This window comes from Novosphingobium mississippiense (assembly GCF_044029535.1).
GTDB lineage: Bacteria > Pseudomonadota > Alphaproteobacteria > Sphingomonadales > Sphingomonadaceae > Novosphingobium.
Window position 1 is genome coordinate 3,158,525 of the sequence record NZ_CP147001.1, and the last position, 19,164, is coordinate 3,177,688.

Here is a 19,164-nt window from a genome sequence, read left to right on the forward strand (position 1 = left end):
CTCATGGGGGAGAGCGTTAGCGCCCCGGCTTGGTTCTTGTGAAGCGGCGCGAACGCGCCTTTCCCCTATCGCGTCGCGCAAACATTCGATAGGGCCCCTGCCAAATCCGGGAGAAAACGCTTGTCCGAGAAGCCCAAGGTCCAGTTCACCGAGCGCGAGGCGCTGTTCTATCACAGCACGATGCGCCCCGGTAAGATCGAGATTATTGCGTCAAAGCCGATGGCGACGCAACGCGACCTCTCGCTCGCCTATTCCCCGGGCGTCGCCATTCCGGTCCAGGCGATCGCCGACGATCCCGCCACCGCCTACGATTACACCGCCAAGGGCAACCTGGTCGCAGTGATCTCCAACGGCACCGCGATCCTGGGCATGGGCAACCTCGGCGCCCTTGCATCCAAGCCGGTGATGGAGGGCAAGGCCGTCCTCTTCAAGCGCTTCGCCGACGTCGATTCCATCGACATCGAACTCGCCAGCGAGGATACCGACGCGCTGATCGAAGCCATCGCCATGATGGAACCCAGCTTCGGCGGCATCAACCTTGAGGATATCAAGGCGCCCGAATGCTTCATCATCGAGCAGGCCCTGCGCGAACGCATGAACATCCCGGTCATGCATGACGACCAGCACGGCACCGCGATCATCGCCGCCGCCGGCCTGATCAACGCCTGCCTGATCACCGGCCGCAAGCTGGACGAGATCAAGGTGGTGGTGAACGGCGCTGGCGCCTCGGCACTGGCATGCACCGCGCTGATCAAATCGATGGGCGTGCGGCATGAGAACGTGCTGGTCTGCGATACCAAGGGCGTGATCTATCCGGGCCGCGAGCGCGTGGACCAGTTCAAGTCCGCCCACGCGGTGAAGACCGACAAGCGCACGCTGACCGAAGCGCTGGTCGGCGCCGACGTGTTCCTGGGCCTTTCGGCCAAGGGCGCGCTGACGCCGGACATGGTGAAGGACATGGCGCCGGAACCGATCATCTTCGCGATGGCCAACCCGGACCCGGAAATCACCCCGCCCGAAGCCAAGGCGGTGCGCCCCGACGCGATCGTCGCCACGGGCCGTTCGGACTATCCGAACCAGGTCAACAACGTGCTGGGCTTCCCCTTCATCTTCCGCGGCGCGCTGGACGTTTCGGCCACTGCGATCAACGAAGAGATGAAGATCGCCGCCGCCAAGGCCATCGCCGAACTGGCGCGCGAGCAGGTGCATGAAGACGTTGCCGCCGCCTATGGCGAAGCGCAGCAGTTCGGCCGCGACTACATCATCCCTGCCCCGTTCGATCCGCGCCTGATGGAAGTGGTGTCGATGGCGGTCGCCAAGGCGGCGATGGATTCCGGCGTTGCCGGCCGCCCGATCGAGGACTTCGAAGCCTATCGCGATCAGCTGAAGGCGCGCCTGAACCCGACGACCTCGGTGCTCACCCGCGTCTACGAGCAAGTGCGCGCCAACCCCAAGCGCATGATCTTCGCCGAGGCGGACAACGAAGTCGTGCTGCGCGCGGCGATCCAGTATCGCGATTTCGGCTATGGCGAGCCGATCCTGGTGGGCCGCACCCAGGTCATCTTCGACAAGATGGCGGAACTGGGCGTTTCCGATCCGGAAAGCTACCACATCGAAAACTCGATGGTGTCCGACCATGTCGGCCCGATGGTCGAGATGCTCTACGAACGCCTGAAGCGCCGCGGCTTCCTGCAGCGCGACGTGCAGCGCATGGTGAACACCGATCGCAACATCTTCGCCTCCGGTCTGCTGAAGCTGGGCGTGGGCGATGCGATGATCACCGGCATGACCCGCCCCTTCGCGCAGACCATCAAGGAAGTGCGCCGCGTGCTGGATCCGGCAGAGGGCAAGCTGGCCTTCGGCATCCACATGCTGGTCGGCAAGAACCACACGGTGTTCATGGCCGACACCACGATCAACGAGCGTCCGACTGCCGAGCAGTTGGCCGTGATCGCCAAGGAAACCGCCGCCGTGGCCCGCCGCCTGGGCCATGAGCCGCGCGTGGCCTTCCTCAGCTACTCCACCTTCGGCAATCCGTCGGGCAAGTGGCTGGAAGAAACCCGCGAGGCGATCCGCATCCTGGACGAGCAACAGCCGGACTTCGAGTACGAGGGTGAAATGGCTCCCGACGCCGCACTGAACCCGAAGATCATGAAGCTCTATCCGTTCAGCCGCCTTTCGGCGCCTGCCAACGTGCTGATCATGCCGGGCCTGCAGTCGGCCAATATCTCGGCCAAGCTGCTCAAGGAGATCGGCGGGACGACCTCGATCGGCCCGATGCTGATCGGCGCGGAAAAGCCGGTGCAGATCGTGCCGATGACCGCCATCGCGCCGGAAGTGCTGACCTTGGCCGTACTGGCGGCGGCGGGCATCACCGGCTGATTCTTATCGGTTGGTAGAATAAAAACGGGGGCTTGCGGACATCCGCAAGCCCCCGTTTTTCGTTTGGGCTTTCAATAGGCTGCCCAACCTTGAGCCTACTTCACGCAATCCACTCCGTCGCCCCCGCGAAGGCGGGGGCCCCGCTTTTCTTTGCGACCTCGCAGGAAGGAAGCGGGATCCCCGCCTTCGCGGGGATGACGGGAATTAGTGAGAGCAGGCTAAAGTCAGCCCTTCCGCGAAACCTGGAAGCCCGCGAAGGACTGGCTGACCGGCATCAGTTCCAGCGTGTTGATGTTGAGGTGCGCCGGCAGCGTCGCCACCCACAGCACGGTTCCGGCGATATCCTCGGCCGTCATCGGGTTCGCACCGCCGTAGAGCGTGTCCGAAGCCTGCTGGTTGCCGCCGGTGCGCACCAGCGTGAATTCGGTCTCCACCATGCCCGGCTCGATCGAGGTGACGCGCACGCCGGTGCCGGCAAGGTCAGACCGCAGACCCAGCGAGAACTGGTGCACGAAGGCCTTGGTGCCGCCATAGACGTTGCCGCCGGTGTAGGGATAGGTTGCCGCCACCGAAGACAGGTTCACGATCCCGGCCTTGCGCTCCACCAGCGCGGGCAGCAACTTGTGGGTGAGGGAGACCAGCGCGGTGACGTTGGTGTCGATCATCGTCTTCCACGCATCGAGCGAGGCGCTCTGCGCCGGCTCGGTGCCGAGCGCGAGGCCGGCGTTGTTGACGAGGCAATCGATCCCGGCGAACTCGGCCGGAAGCGCGGCCAGGGCGGCATCACGCGCGGCTTCATCGCGCACGTCGAACACGGCCGCGTGGAACTTGTCAGCCCCCAGTTCGGCCTTCAGCGCGTCCAGACGCTCGGCCCGGCGGCCGGTGCCGATCACGCGCCAGCCCGCCGCGACGAATGCGCGGGCGCAAGCCTCGCCGATACCGGATGTGGCGCCGGTTACGAGTGCAGTCTTCATGGGGGTCTCCTTCAGTCGGCAGTAAGGACGGTCACGTCCATGCGGAAACGGCGGTTGGCGCCGGGGGCGAGCGAGAGCATGCCCGGTTTGGCGCGAAAGTCGCCGGAATAGCCCAGTGGATCGGCATGGCCCTGCCACGGCTCGATGCAGAGGTAGTTGGCGCCGGGCTTCTGCCAGATGCCCAGCATCGGCATGTCCGGGAAGGCCACGGCGAGTTGGCCGCCGCCGGGGGAGCCGAACGTCAGCGCGCGGCTGGCAAGGCGATCCCAGATTACCGCGTCTTCCACGAAGTGCGCGGCATCGGGGCGATAGAGGTGGCCTTCCACCAGCGTTGGCACCGGTTCCGGCAGGACGAGGCCGGTGGCCGGGTCGATCCGGCGGATCGGCTGCGGCTCGGCCTGTTCGAAGGCGATGGTGTGCTCGGCCTTGGGCGCGCCGCCGGGTAGCGGCCATGCAAACGCGGGGTGATAGCCCAGACTGAACGGCATCGGCGCATCGCCGGGGTTGGAGACTTCCGCCTCCACATGCAGCGTCGCGCCCTCGATCCGGAAAACGAGGTCCAGCACGAAGGCGAAGGGGTAGACCTTGCGGCTCTCCGCACTGTCCCGCAGGCGCAGGCGGACCGCGCCCGCCTCCGCCTCGACCACGTCGAAGGCGGAGTGGCGGGCGAAGCCGTGGCGGGGCAGTTCATAGTCCTGCCCGTCCAGCCGGTAGCGATTGCCATTCAGCCCGCCCACGATCGGGAACAGGATCGGCGCGTGGCCGGTCCAGAACGCCGGATCGGCGTCGGTCATGTATTCGCGCCCGGTCCGGTCGGTCAGCGACCAGAGTTCGGCCCCATGCGTGGCAATGCGCGCGGTAAGATCGCCGGCGGAGATGGTCACGAATTCCCTATCAGTCACCGGCGATCTTCCCTTTTTCCCGAGCAGCCTCTGCAGCCGCCCCTTCAGCCGCGCAGCACGGCTCCCAGCTTGGCGGCGGCGGCGGTCACCTTGTCGCTGATCGCCTTGAGGTCTTCTTCCTTGTAGCTCTTTTCAAGCGGCTGGAGGGTGACTTCCAGCGCGAGCGACTTCTGACCTTCGGGCACGCCTTGGCCGCGGAAGTCGTCGAACAGGCGGGCCGAGACGATGTTCGCCTTGTCCGCGCCCGCCACCATGCGGACGAGATCGCCCGCCGGCAGTTCGGCAGGGACCAGGAATGCATAGTCGCGCGTCACCGCCTGCAACGCCGGGGGTGCATAGCGGGTGCGGGCGAAAGTGGCGGCGCCCTTCTTGCCGGGGATCGCGTCGAGATAGATCTCTGCCACGGCCACCGGGCCTTCGATGTCGAACTGCTTGGCGACCGTGGGGTGCAGCATGCCGAAGCGTGCCAGCACGTTCTTGGGGCCAAGGCGCAGCGTGGCCGACTGGCCCGGGTGGAACTGCGGTCCTGCCTCACCCATGACCTGCAACTTCTCTACCGGAGCGCCGGCCTCGGCCAGCAGCGCGGTGACTTCAGCCTTGGCGTCATAGGCGTCGAACGCGGTCGCCTTGCCGGTCGCCCAACCGCGCGAGACCTTCTCACCCGCCAGCACGAAGCCCAGCGCCAGACGCTCGTCGCTCGCACCGCCCTCGCCGCGCAGATAACGGCGGCCCAGTTCGAACAGGCGCAGCGACGAAGCACCGCGATCGAGGTTGCGCTTGGCCGCCATCAGCAGGCCCGGCAGCAGCGAAGGCCGCATGACCTTCATGTCCTCGCTGATCGGATTGGCCAGCGACCAGAGAGCATTGCCGTCCGCAAAGGCATCGGCCTCGGCCGAAGGCAGGAACGACCAGGTCACCGCCTCGTGCAGACCGCGCGCGGCAGCGGCGCGGCGAACGCGGCGCTCCAGCGCCTGCGTCGGCGTGGCAGTCGGACGGGCGACGCCATCCGCACGCGGCAGGGCGACGCTGGTCACCTTGTCGAGCCCGTTGATGCGGACGACTTCCTCGACGATGTCGGGCGCGCCATCGACGTCAGGGCGCCAGCCGGGAACCGTGACGGCCCAGCTCTTGTCGAAACCGGCTTCCTGCGCGATCACCGAAAAGCCCAGGCTTTCCAGGATGCGCTGCTGCTCACCCGGGTCGATCGTCACGCCGCCCAGCTTCTCGGTCAGCGCCGGATCGAAGTGGACGATCTTCGGCGTCGCCGGGGCTGCCCCGCTGCGCACCGCCTGCGAAGCTTCACCGCCGCACAGCGTCTGGATCAGCTTGGTCAGATGGTCGAGGCCGGTGTCGAGGAAGTTCGGATCGATCCCGCGCTCGAAACGGCTGCGCGCGTCCGAGGTGAGGTTGAGCTTGCGGCCGGTCTTGGCGATGCGCTCCGGATCGAAGTAGGCGATTTCGAGCAGGACGTCGGTGGTTTCGTCCCCGCAACCCGAATGCTCGCCGCCCATGATGCCGGCTATGTCGTGCACGCCCGAATCGTCGGCGATCACGGTCATCTCGGCGTCGAGCGTGTAGCTCTTCTCGTTCAGCGCGACGACCGTTTCGCCATCCTTGGCACGGCGCGCGACGACGGCACCGTTCAGCTTGGCCAGGTCATAGGCGTGCGCCGGGCGGCCATAGGCCAGCATCAGGTAGTTGGTGGCGTCGACCAGCGCCGAGATCGGACGCTGGCCTGCCGACTTCAGGCGATCCTGCAGCCACTGCGGCGAAGGTCCATTCTTCACGCCCTTGATCACACGGCCATAGAACGCCGGGCAACCCTCGGCATCGTCGGTGCGCACGTCCACCGGGCAGGGGAAACCGCCGGCAATGTCCAGCACCTCGATCGGCTTCAGCGTGCCGAGGCCGGCAGCGGCCAGATCGCGCGCAATGCCGTAGACGCCCATGCAGTCCGGACGGTTCGGGGTGATCGCCACCTCGATCACCGGATCGGCGCCGTGATAGTCCGCGAAAGGCGTGCCGACCGGCGCGTCTTCGGGCAGTTCGATGATGCCGTCGTGGTCTTCGCCCAGTTCCAGCTCACGCGTGGAGCACATCATGCCGTTCGATTCGACGCCGCGCACGGCGGCAACCTTCAGCACCATGCCGTTGGCGGGCACCGTGGCGCCGGGAAGGCCCAGCACGCCGACAAGGCCCGCACGCGCATTCGGCGCGCCGCAGACGACCTGCAGCACGCCCTCACCGGTGTCGACGGTCAGGACCTGCAGCTTGTCCGCCTGCGGATGCTTGTCCGCCGTCAGAACCTTGGCCACGCGGAAGCCGGCCAGCTTGGCGGCGGGGTCTTCGATGCCTTCGACCTCAAGGCCGATGGCGTTGAGCTTCAGCGCGATATCCTCAAGCGAGGCGTCGGTCTCAAGGTACTGCTTGAGCCAGGAAAGCGAGAACTTCATTTTCTAGATCCTTCCCGCGCTCAGGCCGGAGTGCCAACGCCGCCCGAAAGGGTCGGCACGTCGAGGGCGGAGAAACCGTAGTGGGAGAGCCAGCGTACATCGCCGTCGAAGAAGGCGCGCAGGTCGTCCATGCCGTACTTCAGCATGGCCAGGCGATCGATGCCGATGCCGAAAGCGAAACCCTGCCATTCGTTCGGATCGAGCCCGGCGAATTCGATGACGCGGCGGTTGACCATGCCCGAGCCGAGCACTTCCATCCAGCCGCCCTCGCCCTTCGACGGGTCGCCGCCGATCACGCGCTTGCCGTCGATCAGGGTGAAGCCGATATCCGCTTCCACCGAGGGTTCGGTGAAGGGGAAGTAGCTGGGGCGCAGACGCAGGACGATGTCCTCACGCTCGAAGAACGCCTTCAGGAACGTCTCCAGCGTCCACTTCAGGTGGCCGAGGTGCACGTCCTTGTCGATCACCAGACCTTCGACCTGGTGGAACATCGGCGTGTGGGTGGCGTCGCTGTCCGAACGATAGACGCGGCCCGGCGCGATGATACGCAGCGGTGCGCCCTGCTTCAGCATGGTGCGCATCTGCACCGGCGAGGTGTGCGTGCGCAGCAGCATCTCGCGTTCCTGCGCATCCCGGTCCGGGAAGTAGAACGTATCGTGCATCGCACGCGCCGGGTGGCTTTCCGGCATGTTGAGCGCAGTGAAGTTGTGCCAGTCGTCCTCGATCTCCGGCCCGGTGGCGACGGAAAAGCCCAGATCGGCGAAGATCTCGGCAATCTCGTCCATCACTTGCGAGATCGGGTGGACGGTGCCGCGCGGCGCTTCGGGTGCGGGCAGCGAGAGATCGATGGTCTCGGCGGCGAGGCGGGCGTTCAGCGCCGCCGTCTCCAACGCGTCCTTGCGGGCGGTGAGCGCGTCGCTCACGCTTTCGCGCAGGGTGTGGATCTTCGGCCCTTCGACCTTGCGCTCTTCGGGATCGAGCTTGCCCAGCGTCTTCAGCAGGCCGGAAATCGAACCCTGCTTGCCCAGAAACTCGACACGCAGCGCCTCCAGCGTATCGAGATCGGATGCTTCCGCAATCCGCGAGAGCGCCTCCTGGCCGGTTGCTGCGTAGTCCACTGGTGGTTTGCCTGACTGTTGCTGATATCTGGAAGCGCGGTCCTTAGGGGGAGCGGGCGAGAATCGCAACGGCGCGCGACGCACGAAGGGTCAGCCGGGCCGGCCTTTCATCACCCCGTCGCCTGGTGCCGCGCCATGGCCTGGCGGGCAAGCCGCGCGCGTTCGCGCAGCAGGGGTTCGGTCAGCGGCTTTTCCAACGCGGCATACTGGCGCGGCGTCATGCCCATGAAGGCGCGGAAGTCCCGCACGAACTGGGCCTGATCGTGATAGGCATCATCCATCGCACCGATCCATTTCATCGTCGGCGACAGGGTGAACTGCTCCACGCTGCGCAGGAAGCGCTGGCGCCGCAACAGCAGCTTGGGCGGGAAGCCGAACGCCGCGCGGCAGACCCGCTCCACCATGCGCGGATGCGCGTCGACCGCGGCGGCAAGATCGCTGGCCGCGCGAAGTTCGGGATCGAGCAGCGCACAGCCGATCGCGCCGATCAACCCCTCATGCGGGACGGGGCGCGGCGGGATGGCCGAAAGGAAGGATACGAGGCAATCGAACTGGGCACCGGGCGAAAACGCCTCGTCCGCCAGCAGATCGTGCAGCGGCCGGAAACGGGCGAAGGCATCGTCCTGCCCGCCATCGACCATCCGGTCGGCATAGCGGTCGGCCGGAACCTCGGTCAGCGCGGCCCAGCCCAGCGGGCTCAGCCGGAAGCCCCATTGCCGGGCGCGGCCCATGGAAAAGCGCACTTCCTGCGATCGCGGACCGCCCACGGAGAAGTCGCAACCGTCCAGCTGGCTGCCGGTTCGCATGGTAGCCTGGATCGGCGCGCCATAGTGAAAGCGGAAGGTCGCCCAGTCGGGGCAGAGAACATCGTGCAGACGTTCACCCACACCGATATCGACATCGCAGTAGAACAGGGTCGAGACATAACGTTCCAGGCCCGGAGGGACCGGGCAGTACTGAATGATTACCCGCCTGGCTGTCATTCCCTGTTTTCTCTTGGCGCCGCCACGCCCCCTTCGCAGGAAACGTACCGGGACTTGAACGGGCGCGCAAAACAATTCGCCCGAACGATAGTGCGCAAACAATTAGGGGCGCGAGTGCCTAAACACTCGCGCCCCGTAACTGGTTTCGCAGATCGCGATTGCAGGCTTACGCCGGCAGCGCGGCCTTCGCCTGAGCGATCACGGCGGTGAACACCGAACCCTCGTTCATGGCGAGATCGGCCATGGCCTTGCGATCGAGTTCGATGCCGGCCAGCTTGATGCCGTGCATGAACTGCGAATAGGTCAGGCCTTCGGCGCGAACGGCAGCGTTGATACGCTGGATCCACAGGGCGCGGAAGGTCCGCTTCTTGATCTTGCGGTCGCGGTACGCGTACTGGCCGGCCTTTTCGACGGCCTGACGGGCAACGCGGATCGTGTTCTTGCGACGGCCGCGGTAACCCTTGGCCTGTTCCAGAAGACGCTTATGCTTGGCGCGGGTGGTAACACCCCTCTTGATACGGCTCATCGGTCAGTACTCCTCAGTTGAGCCCGTAGGGCGCCCACTTTTTGATCGTCTTGGCATCGGCGTCGGAAATGACTTCGGTGCCGCGATTCTGGCGGATGTACTTGCCGTTGTGGCTCATGAGGCGGTGGCGCTTGCCGGCTACGCCGTGCTTCACCTTGCCGGTGGCGGTGAGCTTGAAGCGCTTCTTCACACCGCTCTTGGTCTTCAGCTTGGGCATTTCGTTTCCTTTCACAGGGACACGTCCGGTCAGCCATGGCAGCCCTTTTCGCCAGGCCGACCCGCGAATCTCCCGACGGAGACTCAACCGTGTCGATTGAAGGGCGCGCCTTTAGTGGGGGAATGGCGCGAACGCAAGGGGCAGGGAGAGTCTTTGTGCGAGCCCACGCCCGCGCGAAACAGGCATCCGCCTGTTCGCCGGCACCGGCCCAGTCCCCCACCCGACATCCCATCAAGGGTACACTGTTGTGGGAGGTCAGGTGAGGGACTGGGCCGGTGCCGCAAGCTCGTCACGGATGAGACGAGCATACCCGACAAGCTCAGGTATAGATCATCTTGCGGGTCATGCCGCCATCGACGACGATCTGCTGCCCGGTGACAAAGCCTGCCCCTGCCAGCCATTCGACGGCTTCGGCAATATCCTCCACCACGCCCACCCGGCCGACGGGGTGCTGCGCCTTGTCCGCTTCGGAATAGTCCGGTTCGCGCCGCTTCGCCGCCTTCTGCCAGGGCCCGGTCTCGATCCAGCCGGGCAACACGGCATTGACGCGGACCTCCGGCCCCAGCCCGATCGCCATGGCGTGGGTCAGGGCGCAGAGCCCGCCCTTCGACGCCGCATAGGCATAGGAGTCCGGCTCGGACTGCAAGGCGCGGGTCGAGGCGATGTGGACCACGCTGGCCGGCGCCGCGGCGCGCAGCAGGCCCAGCGCCTCACGCGTGCAAAGGAACGCGGCGGTAAGGCTCGAATCGATCCAGCGCTGCCAGTTTTCCAGCGACAGGTCTTCCAGCGGGCCGGCGTTCGGATTGGCGATCCCGGCATTGTTGACCAGCAGGTGCACCGCATCGGTCCACGCCGTTATCTCGGCAAAGGCAGCGCGCACGGCCGCTTCACTGCCGACATCGCAGGCGATCGGCAGAAAGCGATCCCCCGGCAGCAGGGCCGCCAGTTCGTCCAGCGCCTCTCCATCCAGATCGAGCGCGGCGACGCGCCAGCCCAACCCCGCGAAGTGCAGGACCAGTCCGCGCCCGATACCTGCGCCGCCGCCGGTCACGATTGCCACCTTGTTCGTCATCGCCGCCTCCTCACGCACCGTTGCGCAGAGTGGTAAAGGCCTGCCGCCCCGTCCGTTCCAGCCAGCCGAGATAGTTGCCGTCGCGGATCACCGGCGCCGCATCGGGCAGCGCCACGCGCCAGCAATAGACCTGCGCCCGCGCGCTGCGGCCGGAGGCGGTGCGCACCGGCAGGCTGACGCGGCGATATTCACGCCCTTCGTAGCGGTCCAGCTTGGCAAGATCGCCCGGCCGCAGCGCCAGCCGGCAAAGCGTGCCCTGAACCCGCGCGCCGGAGCGTGGGGAAACGAGAGCCGGAAACCACCCGTTGCCACCCTTCACGGCGCGGATACGCCCCGGCACGCGCGCGGGTTCGGCACTTTCCATCCGGGCCGCGATCCACTGCCCCATCCGCGTTCCCGCATGGGGCTGCAAGGTGCCATAGACGAAGAGGCTGACCCGGCGCACCGATCGCGCCGTCAGTGATCGCAGGCCATCGCCTCGACCACGTCCTCCAGCCGCGCCGGATCGCCGATGGCGAGGACATGGCCTTCGGACTGCTGGTGCAGCGGCTCTCCATTCCAGTCGCACATCGTGCCGCCCGCGCCCTCGACGATCGGCACCAGCGCCGCCCAGTCGTGCAGCTTCAGCCCCGCCTCGCACACGAGGTCGATCTGGCCGGAGGCGAGCAGGCCGTAGTTGTAGCAATCGCCGCCCATCATCATGCGCTTGTGGTCGGTCTTGGCCGCCAGCGCCATGAAGTGTTCGCCCTCGTGGTCGTTGAAATACTGCGGGCCGGTGGTGGCCAGCATCGCATCCGACAGTTCGCGGCAGGGGCGCGTGCGCACTTCCTTGCCGTTGAACGTCGTCCCCATGCCGCTGGCGCCCACCCAGCGTTCGCGCAGGATCGGCTGGTCGATCACGCCCAGCACCGGCCAGCCATCGACCAGCAGCGCGATCAGCGTGCCGAAGATCGGGCGCCCGGCAATGAAGGAGACGGTGCCGTCGATCGGATCGAGCACCCAGGTCCGGCCCGAGGATCCTTCGTCCGTCCCGAACTCCTCACCGATGATGCCATCGCGCGGGACTTCGGCCTTGAGGATCCGCCGCATGGCCTCCTCCGCCGCCTGATCGGCGATGGTGACGGGAGAAGAGTCGGACTTGCGCTCGGCCACCAGGCCGGAGCGGAAGTGCGGCCTGATCGCTTCGCCCGCCGCATCGGCGAGTCGCAGGGCAAGGGCGATATCCTGATCGAGTTTCATGCGCGATCTCCTGCCTGCTCCGCCCCGGCCCGGTCAAGCGCCCACCTGAAATTCGCGCGGCCACGCAGAGGGCTGGTAGAAAATGGCCCCTGAGCAGAACCCTTATGTGTTTTTCACACATTGCGGCAGACTGCGCGCCACCCTATCCCCGTGGCAGGGGGCTCATCTTCTGCAAAAGAGTAGGGGTATGCTGCGAAGGAAACTCCCGGCTATCGATCCGGCGATCGCGCCGGAGCAGGGATATACAAGGGACGGCCAGCCGCTTTCCTACAATCGCGCGCCGGCTGCGGACATCGCGCCGTGGATCGCGCGGCTTTACGTGACGCGGGTGGCCGCACCGGCGGACTACACGCTGTCGTGCGGGCTGTTCAACGATACGGCGATGCTGCGCATCCAGACCGAAGGGGACTGGTCGGCGGATACCGGCGACGGCACCCGCAGGCTGGGCCATGCCGCGCTGTTCTTCGGCCCCCAGTCGCGCCGGATGCCGGTGTCGGTAACGGGCAGCTTCACCAGCGTGGGCCTGGCCCTGCGCCCCGGTGCCTGCACCGCGATGCAGGGGCCGCGCGTGGGCGACTTCGTCGACCGGCTCATCAGCACCAGCGCAGTGGCAATGCCGTCCGAACGGTTCCTGGCCATGCTGGATCCCGACGCCCCGGGCGAGGAATGGCTGCTTCAGCTTGAGCAGCAATTCCGCCATCGGATAGAGCAGATGGGCTGTCCGCCGCCCGATCCCGTCACCGTGCGGTTCGAGACGATCAGCTATCGTGACCCGTCGACGACGGTGAGCGATGCCGCGCGCGAATGCGGCGTGGACCGGCGCACGCTGGAGCGTGTGGTGAACCGCGATTTCGGCATGCCGCCCAAGCAGGTGCTGCGCCGCGCCCGCGCGCTGGACATGGCCAGCTATCTGCGCGGCGTGGCCGACAGCGACGAGGCGGACGAGATCGCCCTGCGCTATTACGACGAGAGCCACCTGATCCACGAATTCACCGAACTGTTCGGCATGTCGCCCAGCCAGTTCGTGAAACGCCCGCAGCCGATCCTGACGTTGGCGCTGGAATCGCGGCAGGCCCGGCGGCTGGAAGCGCTAAATCGGTTGCAGCCGGGCCAGATCAGGCCCTGGGAATAAACGAAAAGGGCCGGCGCCTTGCGGTACCGGCCCTTTCGATATCGGATCGGGCAGGATCGGATTGGATCCGGCCCGGCCCGCTCAGTCGAACAGGCTGGAGACCGAGCTTTCGTCCGCGATGCGGCGGATCGCCTCGCCGATCAGCGGCGCAATGGTCAGGATGCGGATCTTGTCCGAAGCCTTGGCATCGTCGGTCGCCTGGATCGAATCGGTAATCACCAGTTCCTTCAGCGCCGAATTGGTGACGCGCGAAACCGCCGCGCCCGAAAGCACGCCGTGGGTGATGTAGGCGGTGACGCTGGTGGCGCCCTCGTCCATCAGCGCCTGCGCGGCGTTGCACAGCGTGCCGCCCGAATCGATGATGTCGTCGATCAGGATGCAGGCGCGGCCCTTCACGTCACCGATGATGTTCATCACTTCCGACTGGCCGGGCTTGTCGCGGCGCTTGTCGACGATGGCGAGCGGGGCGTTGTCCAGGCGCTTGGCCAGCGCGCGGGCGCGGACCACGCCACCCACGTCGGGCGAAACCACCATCAGCGACTGGTCGCCGTAACGGGCCTGGATGTCGGCGGCCATGACCGGCGCCGCGAACAGGTTGTCGGTCGGGATGTCGAAGAAGCCCTGGATCTGGCCGGCATGCAGATCGACCGAGAGAACGCGGTCGGCGCCGGCTTCGGTCAGCAGGTTGGCGACCAGCTTGGCCGAGATCGGCGTGCGCGGGCCCGGCTTGCGGTCCTGGCGGGCGTAACCGAAGTAGGGGATCACGGCAGTGATGCGCTTGGCCGAAGCACGACGCAGCGCGTCGATGCAGATCAGCAGTTCCATCAGGTTGTCGTTGACCGGATAGCTGGTCGGCTGGACGACGAAGACGTCCTCACCGCGCACGTTCTCGTGGATTTCGACGAAGATTTCCTCGTCGGCGAAACGGCGCACCGCCGCATCGGTCAGCGGAAGCTCCAGATAGCCCGCGATGGCCCGCGCGAGCGGAAGGTTGCTGTTGCCGGACATGATCTTCATGGCGAATCCCCGAGACGGCTGTGTGGTTGATGGGTGGCGGAACGCGCCCGCCTCTACTCATGAGTCATCGGATTGCAACAGAAAGCGTGGCCCCGTCACCGTGACTCACCCCCCAATGGGCCAGAATGGGGCAGACACGATAACAGCAAAAAGCCGGCCCGAAGCATCCTTCGGACCGGCCTTGTAGCAGGTAAGCGTCTGATAATCAGCCGCGAACGCGATGTTCGCCCTTGATCCAGCGGACGGTGCCGGAACTGGCGCGCATCACCACGCTCTCGGTCGTCATCTTGCCGCCCTTCAGACGTTTCACGCCCGACAGCAGCGAACCGTCGGTCACGCCGGTGGCGGCGAAGATGCAGTCGCCCTTGGCCAGGTCACGCAGCTTGTAGACCTTGTCGAGGTCCTGAATGCCCCACTTGCGGGCGCGGGCGCGTTCGTCGTCGTTGCGGAACAGCAGGCGGCCCTGGATCTGGCCGCCGACGCAGCGCAATGCCGCCGCCGCCAGCACGCCTTCCGGCGCGCCGCCCGAACCCATGTACATGTCGATCGTGGTGTTCTCGTCGGTCACCGCGATCACGCCGGCCACGTCGCCATCGCCGATCAGCACGACGCCGCAGCCGATGCCGCGCAGTTCGGCGATCAGTTCGGCATGGCGCGGACGGTCCAACACGCAGACGATGATCTCTTCGGGCTTCACGCCCTTGGCCGCCGCCACTGCCTTGACGTTTTCGGTCGGGCTCTTGGTCAGGTCGATCACGTCCTCGGGGTAACCCGGGCCGACCGCCAGCTTTTCCATGTAGACGTCGGGCGCGTTCAACAGGCCGCCCTCTTCCGCCGCCGCCAGCACCGCCAGCGCGTTGGGGCCGGCCTTGGCGGTGATCGTGGTGCCTTCCAGCGGATCGAGCGCGATGTCGATCTTGGGGCCGCGGCCGGGGGCGCCGCCCACCTTCTCGCCGATGAACAGCATCGGCGCCTCATCGCGCTCACCCTCGCCGATCACCACGGTGCCGTCCATGTAAAGCGTGTCGAACGCCTTGCGCATCGCCTCTACCGCGGCATGATCGGCCGCCTTCTCATCCCCGCGCCCCACCAGTTCGGATGCCGCGATGGCCGCCGCCTCGGTTACGCGGACCATCTCGAGAACCAGAACGCGATCGAGGACTTTACTTGCTTCGGGCATGATCACTCCGCATTAAGGCGTGGAGGGAATAAGGTTCGGGCAGGGGGCTTAGACAGAGGAATACCAATTGTCGAGGACATGGCGTGCCCTATTTGCAATCGCGATCTTCCTTCCCGTACCCGCGATCGCTCAGGTGAATTCGGGCACTGCGGCGGCCACGCAGGACGGCAGTTCGGTGTCCGACGCGGACCGCGCCGTGGCCGAGAAGATGATGTCCGGCGGCGGCCGGGTCGTGCCCGATACCTCCCACCGCGCCTGCGTACGCCAAGGCCGCCCGGGCGAGATCGTGGTCTGCGCCCCGGATGAGGATCAATTCCGCGTCGAATCGTCGGCCGACAGCGACCCCACCGGCAAGGCCGGCACCGACGACGGCCGGCTGCGTCCCCCCAATTTCGAAAAGAACATCGGCGGCGTCACCGTGGCGCGCGGCTGCTTCGTGCCGCCCTGCCCGCCCGCGCAGCCGCTGATCATCGACCTGTCGCAGATCCCCGAAGCGCCGGCCGGATCCGATGCCGACCTGATCTCCAAGGGCGAGTTGCGGGCGCACTGATTGCGGCATCGGCCCTCTCCCCCACCTGACTTCCCCTACCGGCTAGAATGCGGAAAGTCGGGCAGGGGGAGTGAGCCGGTGCCGAATCCGGGCATGAGCCCGGACCAAAACCCTTACCGTTCGATGATCTGCATCACCAAAGGCGCGGCGGTCAGGCTGTCGGAACCCTCCAGCACGCGCACGGCTTCGCGCACGGCCGATTCGGGCCCTTCGTGGGTGACGATGGCCAGGATCACCTCGCCCTCCTGCCCGGCATCGCCCTTCTGGATCATGCTGGCGATCGAGACCCCGGCATCGCGCATGGCCGCCGTGATATCGGCCAGCACGCCCGGACGGTCCGGCACGGTGAAACGGATATAGCTGCGGCTGCGGCGGTGGCCGGTTGCCGCGGGCTCCATCGCTTCCAGCTCGCCCGCCGGCATCGAGAAGGCAGCCCCCTTCTCGCCGCGCGCGATGTCGATGATGTCGGCCACCACCGCGCTCGCGGTCGGGCCGTCACCGGCTCCGGCACCCTGGAACAGCAGGCGCCCCATGAAGTTGCCCTCTGCCACCACCGCGTTGGTGGCACCGTCGACATGGGCCAGCGGATGATCGAACGGCACCAGATGCGGATGCACGCGCTGGAACAGGCGGGCAGTGCCGTCGGCGCGGTCGATCTCGCTCATGCCGATCAGACGGATCACATAACCCAGCGAACGGGCCTGCTCGATATCGGCGGCCTTCACGCGCGAGATGCCGGTGGTCTCCACCGTATCGAAACGCAGCCGCGAACCGAAGGCGATGGCCGCCAGGATCGAAAGCTTGTGCCCGGCGTCGATCCCCTCGATATCGAAGGTGGGATCGGCCTCGGCATAGCCCATGCGCTGCGCTTCGGCGAGGACGTCGCCGAAATCGCGGCCCGTGTCCTCCATGGTGGAGAGTATGTAATTGCAGGTGCCGTTCAGGATGCCATAGACGCGCTCTATGGCATTGGCGGCGGCGCCTTCGCTCAACCCCTTGATCACCGGGATGCCGCCGGCGACGGCAGCTTCGAACTTCAGTGCCACCCCGGCCGCCTCGGCGGCAGAGGCCAGCTCAAGGCCGTGGTGCGCGATCATCGCCTTGTTGGCGGTGACCAGTCCCTTGCCCTGGGCGATGGCGTTCCGCGCCAATGCCAATGCCGGGCCATCGGATCCGCCGACCATCTCCACCACCACATCGACATCGGGCCGCGCGGCCAGCGCCGCGGTGTCGTCCACCCAGTCGTAACGGGAAAGGTCGACCCCGCGGTCCTTGGTACGATCGCGCGCGCTGACGGCGGCGATGCGGATGGGGCGGCGCGCGCGCCGGGCAATCAGTTCGGCATTGGTCTCGATAAGACGGACGACGCCCGCCCCGACCGTGCCGAGACCGGCTAGCGCAATATTCAGCGGTTCAACCATGGAGTTCCCTTTCGCGAGCGCGCCCTAAGCGAGCCCACGGGGAAATTCCAGTACCTTCGCGCGTAATCCTGGCAACGGCCGCGCGAAAAGCACCTCGCTCAGCGCCCGCCCAGATTGCGGGTGCAGGGCCCAAGCTGGTTCAGCACCATGCGATAGTCCGCCGCCGCCTGGCGCATCGCGTCCATTCCCTCGGACACATTGGCGCGGGCGGGCGGGTTTGCCGGCAGGAAACAGGCCAGGCGATACCATTCCAGCGTCTCGGGCTGCGGCGGGTGGCCGATGTTGGCCACCAGTTCGGAGAACGACACGCCCCAGGCCGGCGCCGCGCCCGGGTTGTGAACCACGGTGATCGATGCGGCGGACCCGTTGTGCGTGTTGAGGAAGATCTGCGTTTCGCCCTGTCCGGCCAGGTTGCCCGGCACGAACAGCATCTCGCGCACGCCGGTGATTCGCGCCGGCGCGTCGGGCGAGACCAGCGCCTTCAGGATGCCGCGCAGGCGCGCCTCGGCCGGCTCGCTCCACAGCTGCTGCGCCGTCGGCATCACCAGTTGCAGTTCGCCGGGCCGTCCCGCAACGGGACGGGCGAACAGCAGCACGTCCACCTTCTTCAGTGCCGGCGGCTTGCCGCGCGCGTCGAGCGGAAGGTCCACCAGATAGGCAAAGGATTCGCCGATCGGTGCCGAGCCGGTCAGCAGTGCGCGCGTTTCGGCAGTGACGTAGAAACGCCCCATGCCCGGCGTCAGCCCCGGTGCCCGCTCGTCCTCCACCCGCGCCATCTTGCGAACGGTCGCGCGGACCACGATTCCCGACGATTCGGAAAGCATTGCAAGATCGGCAAAAGTTGCCTCGCGAAGGGCCGGGGCACTGGCCTGGGCCTGCGCCGCTGCCGGAAGAACTTGCGCGGCCAACGCGACACAAGCCAGATTCAGGACGAGGCGGGGCAGATTCGCAGGCATTGTCTAATCTCTCCGGGAAACGCGGGGCCACGCCTTAGCGCCTTGCGCCAGGCAGCACAAACAACCCCTCCCCGCTTGGAACTTAACACCCCTGAATCAAGTGTTAACGGTACGATTGCCGATAAGGCGTTGCACAGGGGCAACGGTGTCGCTAATGAAATCGGCAAAACGGGGCAAAAACACGAAAATGCCCCACGGTTCGCCAACCCGTTTCATTGTTTACGGATAGGCAGACTGAACAGCCGTCAGGGTGGGTAATTTAGAAGTTTCGTCATGGACCTTTCCCCCGGGGAATGGGCCATGGGCGCCTTTGGGCTTGTCCGCACCCGGGTTGGGTCCAGGGCTTGGTAATGGAGTGATGCGTTTGAATGGCTTACGCTGACCAGCAAATGAGCGGTAACAAGATTACCGCGCTTGTCATTGTCGCGCTGCTTCACGTCTTTGTAGGCTATGCACTCGTCACGGGTCTGGCCTATGAAGCCGCGAAAAAAGTCATCAACAAGGTGACCACAGTCGACATCAAGGAAGAGAAACCGAAGGAGGAAGAGCCCCCGCCGCCGCCTCCCAAGCAGGATACGCCGCCGCCGCCGATCGTGGCGCCGCCGCCGCCTATCAATATCGCACCGGCTCCGCCGCCGGTGACGACCGTCACCACGCCGCCGCCGGTTCCGATTCCCGCGGTTCCGATTCCGGCTCCGGCCGCCGCTCCGCCGGCACCTCCGGCCCCGCCGGCCCCCTCGAAGGCGCGTGGCGCCTCGGTCAAGGGTGGTTGGACCAGCCGCTTCAACCAGGAATATCCCTCCAAGGCCCTGCGCGAAGAGCGTGAAGGTCGCGTGGGCGTCCGGGTTTCGGTCGGTCCCGATGGTCGCGTTGCCAGCTGCTCCGTCACCAGCTCCAGCGGCAGCCCGGATCTCGACTCGGCAGCTTGTGAAGGCATGAACCGTTTCGGTCGTTTCAACCCCGCTCTCGATGATGCGGGCAACCCGACCAGCGGCTCGTTCGCCACGACGATCGTCTACAAGCTCAGTTAATTTGACGGCCT

General features: G+C 66.3%; 18 protein-coding genes. 4 read left to right on the plus strand and 14 right to left on the minus strand.

All coding sequences use genetic code 11. The features are described 5' to 3' along the window. Positions 1 to 120 precede the first annotated feature (120 nt). On the plus strand, positions 121 to 2,382 hold the full coding sequence (locus tag WBP06_RS14890; RefSeq protein ID WP_395329342.1) for an NADP-dependent malic enzyme: 2,262 nt from the start codon (positions 121 to 123) through the stop codon (positions 2,380 to 2,382). A 224-nt stretch (positions 2,383 to 2,606) separates the two neighbouring features. Here WBP06_RS14890 and WBP06_RS14895 read toward each other — a convergent pair whose 3' ends face one another. The 10 genes from WBP06_RS14895 to hisN form a co-directional block, all read right to left on the minus strand. After that, positions 2,607 to 3,356, minus strand: a complete 750-nt coding sequence (locus tag WBP06_RS14895; RefSeq protein ID WP_395329344.1) for an SDR family NAD(P)-dependent oxidoreductase — start codon at positions 3,354 to 3,356, stop codon at positions 2,607 to 2,609. 11 nt (positions 3,357 to 3,367) lie between these two features. Beyond that, on the minus strand, positions 3,368 to 4,258 hold the full coding sequence (locus WBP06_RS14900) for an aldose 1-epimerase family protein (RefSeq protein ID WP_395329346.1): 891 nt from the start codon (positions 4,256 to 4,258) through the stop codon (positions 3,368 to 3,370). Positions 4,259 to 4,302: 44 nt separating this feature from the next. Continuing rightward, a complete protein-coding gene (gene pheT, locus WBP06_RS14905) occupies positions 4,303 to 6,711 on the minus strand; it encodes a phenylalanine--tRNA ligase subunit beta (RefSeq protein WP_395329348.1) in 2,409 nt (802 codons plus the stop codon). Between the two features lie 20 nt (positions 6,712 to 6,731). Then, positions 6,732 to 7,829, minus strand: coding sequence for a phenylalanine--tRNA ligase subunit alpha (pheS, locus tag WBP06_RS14910; protein ID WP_395329350.1), 1,098 nt, complete (start codon positions 7,827 to 7,829; stop codon positions 6,732 to 6,734). 110 nt (positions 7,830 to 7,939) lie between these two features. Next, positions 7,940 to 8,812, minus strand: coding sequence for a helix-turn-helix domain-containing protein (locus tag WBP06_RS14915; RefSeq protein WP_395329352.1), 873 nt, complete (start codon positions 8,810 to 8,812; stop codon positions 7,940 to 7,942). Between the two features lie 166 nt (positions 8,813 to 8,978). Next, the gene (gene rplT, locus WBP06_RS14920) at positions 8,979 to 9,338 is read right to left on the minus strand and encodes a 50S ribosomal protein L20 (protein WP_395329354.1); all 360 of its coding nucleotides are present in this window, start codon (positions 9,336 to 9,338) and stop codon (positions 8,979 to 8,981) included. Between the two features lie 13 nt (positions 9,339 to 9,351). Beyond that, on the minus strand, positions 9,352 to 9,555 hold the full coding sequence (rpmI, locus tag WBP06_RS14925) for a 50S ribosomal protein L35 (protein ID WP_021232722.1): 204 nt from the start codon (positions 9,553 to 9,555) through the stop codon (positions 9,352 to 9,354). Positions 9,556 to 9,874: 319 nt separating this feature from the next. Next, positions 9,875 to 10,627, minus strand: coding sequence for an SDR family oxidoreductase (locus tag WBP06_RS14930; protein WP_395329357.1), 753 nt, complete (start codon positions 10,625 to 10,627; stop codon positions 9,875 to 9,877). Between the two features lie 10 nt (positions 10,628 to 10,637). After that, positions 10,638 to 11,072: a gamma-glutamylcyclotransferase family protein gene (locus tag WBP06_RS14935; RefSeq protein WP_395329359.1), complete on the minus strand. Its 435-nt coding sequence runs from the start codon at positions 11,070 to 11,072 to the stop codon at positions 10,638 to 10,640. Between the two features lie 11 nt (positions 11,073 to 11,083). Beyond that, the gene (hisN, locus tag WBP06_RS14940; protein WP_395329361.1) at positions 11,084 to 11,866 is read right to left on the minus strand and encodes a histidinol-phosphatase; all 783 of its coding nucleotides are present in this window, start codon (positions 11,864 to 11,866) and stop codon (positions 11,084 to 11,086) included. A gap of 187 nt (positions 11,867 to 12,053) precedes the next feature. Here hisN and WBP06_RS14945 point away from each other — a divergent pair, with 187 nt between their 5' ends. Further along, positions 12,054 to 12,998 carry a helix-turn-helix domain-containing protein gene (locus WBP06_RS14945; protein ID WP_395329363.1) on the plus strand — a complete coding sequence of 315 codons (945 nt, stop codon included), beginning with the start codon at positions 12,054 to 12,056 and terminating at the stop codon, positions 12,996 to 12,998. An 81-nt stretch (positions 12,999 to 13,079) separates the two neighbouring features. On the opposite strand, the gene WBP06_RS14950 is transcribed toward WBP06_RS14945, so the two are convergent. Both WBP06_RS14950 and glpX read right to left on the minus strand, forming a co-directional pair. Beyond that, a complete protein-coding gene (locus tag WBP06_RS14950) occupies positions 13,080 to 14,015 on the minus strand; it encodes a ribose-phosphate pyrophosphokinase (RefSeq protein ID WP_395329365.1) in 936 nt (311 codons plus the stop codon). Positions 14,016 to 14,220: 205 nt separating this feature from the next. Then, positions 14,221 to 15,195 carry a class II fructose-bisphosphatase gene (gene glpX / locus WBP06_RS14955; RefSeq protein ID WP_395329367.1) on the minus strand — a complete coding sequence of 325 codons (975 nt, stop codon included), beginning with the start codon at positions 15,193 to 15,195 and terminating at the stop codon, positions 14,221 to 14,223. Between the two features lie 133 nt (positions 15,196 to 15,328). Here glpX and WBP06_RS14960 point away from each other — a divergent pair, with 133 nt between their 5' ends. Then, the gene (locus WBP06_RS14960) at positions 15,329 to 15,745 is read left to right on the plus strand and encodes a hypothetical protein (protein ID WP_395329369.1); all 417 of its coding nucleotides are present in this window, start codon (positions 15,329 to 15,331) and stop codon (positions 15,743 to 15,745) included. A 113-nt stretch (positions 15,746 to 15,858) separates the two neighbouring features. Here the strand turns inward: WBP06_RS14960 and WBP06_RS14965 are convergent, their stop codons facing one another. Together WBP06_RS14965 and WBP06_RS14970 are read right to left on the minus strand one after the other, a co-directional pair. Further along, positions 15,859 to 17,166 (minus strand): homoserine dehydrogenase, encoded by a 1,308-nt coding sequence (locus WBP06_RS14965; protein WP_395329371.1) that lies wholly within the window; start codon positions 17,164 to 17,166, stop codon positions 15,859 to 15,861. Between the two features lie 98 nt (positions 17,167 to 17,264). After that, positions 17,265 to 18,122 carry a hypothetical protein gene (locus WBP06_RS14970; RefSeq protein WP_395329373.1) on the minus strand — a complete coding sequence of 286 codons (858 nt, stop codon included), beginning with the start codon at positions 18,120 to 18,122 and terminating at the stop codon, positions 17,265 to 17,267. A 368-nt stretch (positions 18,123 to 18,490) separates the two neighbouring features. Here WBP06_RS14970 and WBP06_RS14975 point away from each other — a divergent pair, with 368 nt between their 5' ends. Beyond that, positions 18,491 to 19,153 carry an energy transducer TonB gene (locus WBP06_RS14975; protein ID WP_395329375.1) on the plus strand — a complete coding sequence of 221 codons (663 nt, stop codon included), beginning with the start codon at positions 18,491 to 18,493 and terminating at the stop codon, positions 19,151 to 19,153. Positions 19,154 to 19,164: the final 11 nt, after the last annotated feature.